The sequence below is a fragment of the Streptomyces sp. NPDC001532 genome, assembly GCF_040298625.1.
Lineage (GTDB): Bacteria > Actinomycetota > Actinomycetes > Streptomycetales > Streptomycetaceae > Streptomyces.
The window spans coordinates 47,672-51,964 of sequence record NZ_JBEPAL010000057.1; the positions used below are offsets into that span (position 1 = coordinate 47,672).

The following is a 4,293-nucleotide window of genomic DNA, read 5'->3' on the forward strand; positions in this document are numbered from 1 at the left end:
TGTCCGGTCGAGGCCGGTCCCGTCGAGGCCGGTCCCGTCGAGGCGGGTCTCGGCGAAGCGGTCGAGGTCGTCGGCGGCGAGGTGGCCGAGGGTGTCGGCGTCCTCGGGGTCGGGGGGTGCGGGGTCGGGAGCGGTCGCGGGGTGGGTGTGGCCGACCGGTGAGGTGGTGGTCCCCGTGAGGTGGTCCAGGACGCGGGACAGGGTGGGGCCCTGGGCGCCGGGGGCGGTGCGGCGGACGCCGAGGGTGTCCAGGACGCGGTGGAGGCGGGCCGCGTCGGTGCGCCATTTGCGGTCGACGACCTCCTCCGAATACTCCTGCCAGTCCACCGGGGCCCAGTCGGGGCCGGTGCCCGCGGGGCCGCCGTGGAAGAGGCGGGCGGCGAGCAGGGAGGCGGCCTCGTCCACCGCGCCGGGCTCTTCGAGCAGGTCGCAGGCGGGGCGCTCACCGAGGCGGGAGGTGAAACCCTCGGCCAGCCGGTCGCGCCGGGACAGCTCGGTGAGGGCGGCGACCACGCCGGCGTCCAGCCGGGAGGGCCAGCGGCCCATCCGCCAGGCGGGCAGCGCGACCCGGGTCAGCAGCCGGTCCCAGCCCGCGTACGCGAGGCCGACCTGCTCCTGGGCGACGATCCGCAGGCCGTAGTCCACGGTCTGGGCGCGCTCGGCGGCGGCGGCCGCGACCCCGCGCTCCATCTCGGCGGCGTGCTCCCGGCAGCCGCGCAGCAGCAGTCGGGCCGCCCAGGCGACACCGGCGCCCGGCACACGGGTGAGCGGGCCGCGCTCCGGTGCCGAGGCGACCGCCACCGCGGCGTCCAGGCCCCGTACGAAGCGCCGGGCCGCCGCTATGTCGGGGTGCGCCGAGGGGCCCGTACCGGCGACGACGGGGGCGAGGACGGCGCGCAGCTCGCCGACGCGCATCCACCACAGGAACGGCGAGCCGATGACGAGGACCGGCGCGGCCGGCGTGCGGCGGGGGCCGCGGCGGCCGGGGCCGCGCGGTTCGTCCGGGGCCTCGGGCGGGGGCGGGCCGTGGGCCGGATGGGTGCGGTCCTCCAGCCAGCTGTCGCAGTCCGGGGTGAGGGCTATCGCCGAGGGGACCGGGACGTCGAGGCGGTCGGCGAGGTCGCGCACCAGCCGGTACAGGTCCGGGGCCGACTCCTCGGCGATCGGGACCGTGGGGCTCATGGCGGGGCGGGCACGGGCGACGACCAGCGCGAAGCCGCCCGCGGCGAGCAGCACCAGCGCGGCGACCGCGCAGACGACCCAGCGGGCGGCGTCCCAGCCGGCGCCCGTGAGACGCCCGGTGGAGCCGCCGGCGAGCAGGACCACGGCGACGGCGGCCGGCAGCAGCGCCGCGGCCAGTGCCCGGCCGCGGATCCGCAGCACGGCCAGTGCCCGGGCCCGCGCGGCCTGCGCTCCCAGCTCCGCACCCATACCGGTCACCACCGGACCTCACCCCCTCCCGTCCTGGCTGAACTCGCTGTCCTGGCGTTGCTCACTCCCCCACTGTGGCACCCGCCACTGACATCGCAATGCCGGTGGGCCAAGTGCCGGAACGCTTGCGCCGCACCCTAGTTGGGGGTGCGGCCCACGTCAGCCGGATAGGGCATCGGTCACTCGATGGAATGGCTTTGGGGAGAGGTGGATGACGCAGGGCAAGGGTCAGGCCCCGGATTCCGAGGGGATTCCGGGGCCTGTGTCCTGCCTGGTGGGCGCGGGTGCCGGGGGCGCGTCAGGCGCCTTCCGCCGCCTTCGCCGCGATGTCCGTGCGGTGCTGGGAACCGTCGAGGCGGATCCGGCCGACCGCCTGGTAGGCGCGCTCGCGGGCCTCGGTGAGGTCCTTGCCGGTCGCCGTCACCGACAGCACCCGGCCGCCGGCGCTGACCACCGCGTCACCGTCCTGCCGGGTGCCCGCGTGCAGCACGTACGCGTGCGGGGCGTCCTGGGCGGCCACCTCGTCCAGACCGGTGATCGGGTCGCCGGTGCGCGGGGTGCCGGGGTAGTTGTGCGAGGCGACGACCACGGTCACCGCGGCCTCGTCGCTCCAGCGCAGCGGCGCCAGGTCGCCGAGGTTGCCGGTGGCGGCGGCCATCAGCAGACCGGCCAGCGGGGTCTTCAGCCGGGCCAGCACGACCTGGGTCTCCGGGTCGCCGAAGCGGGCGTTGAACTCGATGACCCGCACGCCCCGGCCGGTGATCGCCAGACCGGCGTAGAGCAGACCGGAGAACGGCGTGCCGCGGCGGCGCATCTCGTCGACGGTCGGCTGGAGGACGGTCTGCATGACCTCGTCCACCAGCTTGGGGTCGGTCCAGGGCAGCGGGGAGTACGCGCCCATGCCGCCGGTGTTCGGGCCCTCGTCGCCGTCCAGGGCGCGCTTGAAGTCCTGGGCGGGCTGGAGCGGGACGACCGTGTCGCCGTCGGTGACGGCGAAGAGGGACACCTCCGGGCCGTCCAGGAACTCCTCGATCACCACGCGCTCGCAGGCCCTCGCGTGGGCGCGGGCCTGGTCGAGGTCGCTGGTGACGACGACGCCCTTGCCGGCGGCGAGACCGTCGTCCTTGACGACGTACGGCGCGCCGAAGGCGTCGAGGGCCTCCTCGATCTCCTCCGGGGTCGTGCAGACGTAGGAGCGGGCCGTGGGCACGCCCGCGCCCGCCATCACGTCCTTGGCGAAGGCCTTGGAGCCCTCCAGCTGCGCGGCCTCCTTCGAGGGGCCGAAGACCGGGATCCCGGCCTCGCGCACCGCGTCGGCGACCCCCGCGACCAGCGGGGCCTCCGGGCCTACGACGACCAGCTCGGCGCCGAGCTCGACGGCGAGCGCGGACACCGCCGCGCCGTCGAGGGCGTCGACCGGGTGCAGTTCGGCCACCTCGGCGATGCCGGCGTTGCCGGGCGCGCAGTGCAGCGCGGTGACGGCGGGGTCGAGGGACAGGGAACGGCACAGGGCGTGTTCGCGGGCGCCGCTACCGATGACGAGGACCTTCACGGGGTCAGCCTAACCGGCGCCGGGCCGGGCGCTTTGTGCGGGCGGCCGAAGGGGCGGGCGCGAGACGGTTGTGGGTTTCTCCGAAAAGGCGCCGGCCGGCCGGTCTCCCGGCGGCGGGTCACCGGCTATTCGTTGGTGATCTCCTCCATCACCGTCGCCCCCAGCTCCCGCACGATCAGCTCCTGGCCGGAGAGGGCCGACTCGTCGAGGTCGGGGTCGTCGTCCTCGGGGGTGTCGTCCTCGGGGGCGACCGGGACCGGGGCCGGTTCCGGGGCGGGCGGCGGGGCCACGGGGGCGGGCGCCGCGACGGGGGCCGGGCCGGCCGGGGCCGATGCGGTGGGGGCGGGCGGGGCGGCGGGCTGGGCGGGGCGCGGCGGGGCGGCCGTACCGGCGCCGCCGTAGCCGCCGGGGGCCGCGCCGCCGCCGTAACCGCCGGCCGGCGCGCCGCCGTGGCCGCCGCCGAAGCCGGAGGGGGCACCGCCGGAGGGGGCGCCGAGCCCCGCGGAGCCGCCGGACGGGTCGACGATCGCGTCGATCTTCCACTGGACGTTGAACTGCTCGGACAGCGCCTGCCGCAGCACGTCCTCGCTGCCGCTGCTGGCGAAGTTGTCGCGGGCACCGGCGTTGACGAAGCCGATCTGGAGGGTGGTGCCGTCGAAGCCGGTCACTTGGGCGTTCTGGCTGAGCAGGATCCAGGTGAAGCGGCGGCGGTTCTTCACCGCCTCCAGGATGTTCGGCCACAGGGCACGCGGGTCCATGCCGCCTGCCGGAGGGGCCTGCATCGCGGCGGGCGCGGGAGCGGGAGCCGCCGGAGCGGCGGCGGCCGGGGCAGGGGTGGCGGGGGCGGAGGGTGCCTGGGCCGCCGGGGGCCGGCCGGGACCGCCGCCCGCGGGCGTGGCCGTGGGCCAGCCGCCGGGCCGCCGCCCGCCACCGCTGCCTGCGGCCGTGGCGGTGGGCCAGGCGCCGGGGGCGGCGGCGGCCGGAGCAGGGGCTTCGGCGGGTGCGGGAGCGGGCGTGGGGGCCGGGGCGGGCTCGGGCGCGGCGGGAGGAGCGACCGGGGGCGCGGAGGGTGCCTGCGCGGCCGGTGCGGCCGCCGGAGCGCTCGGGGCCGCCGGGCCGCCCGGAACGCCCGCACCGCCTGCCGCCGGGCCTGCGGGAGCCGGAGTCCGGACGGCGGCCCGGGCCGCGGCGGCGTGGGGCGCAGCCGGGGGGGGTGGGTGGGGGGGGCGGGGGAATTCGCCTGGGGGGCTTTGTTGTTTGGGGGGTCAAATATTTAAGTTTTTTGGGGGGGGGGCTCCGGCGAACTTTCC

Annotated in this window: 2 protein-coding genes and 1 pseudogene; all 3 read right to left on the bottom strand. The window is 77.4% G+C overall.

What is annotated here, in order from left to right; genetic code table 11:
• The coding region (locus tag ABT232_RS34630) for a M48 family metalloprotease (RefSeq protein WP_351847739.1) at positions 1-1,431 on the bottom strand (1,431 nt) is incomplete at its 3' end.
• Positions 1,432-1,729: 298 nt separating this feature from the next.
• The gene (gene purD / locus ABT232_RS34635; protein WP_351847742.1) at positions 1,730-2,983 is read right to left on the bottom strand and encodes a phosphoribosylamine--glycine ligase; all 1,254 of its coding nucleotides are present in this window, start codon (positions 2,981-2,983) and stop codon (positions 1,730-1,732) included.
• Between the two features lie 125 nt (positions 2,984-3,108).
• Positions 3,109-4,215: pseudogene (locus ABT232_RS34640) on the bottom strand (DNA polymerase III subunit gamma and tau); the annotation flags it as partial.
• Between the last annotated feature and the right edge of the window lie 78 nt (positions 4,216-4,293).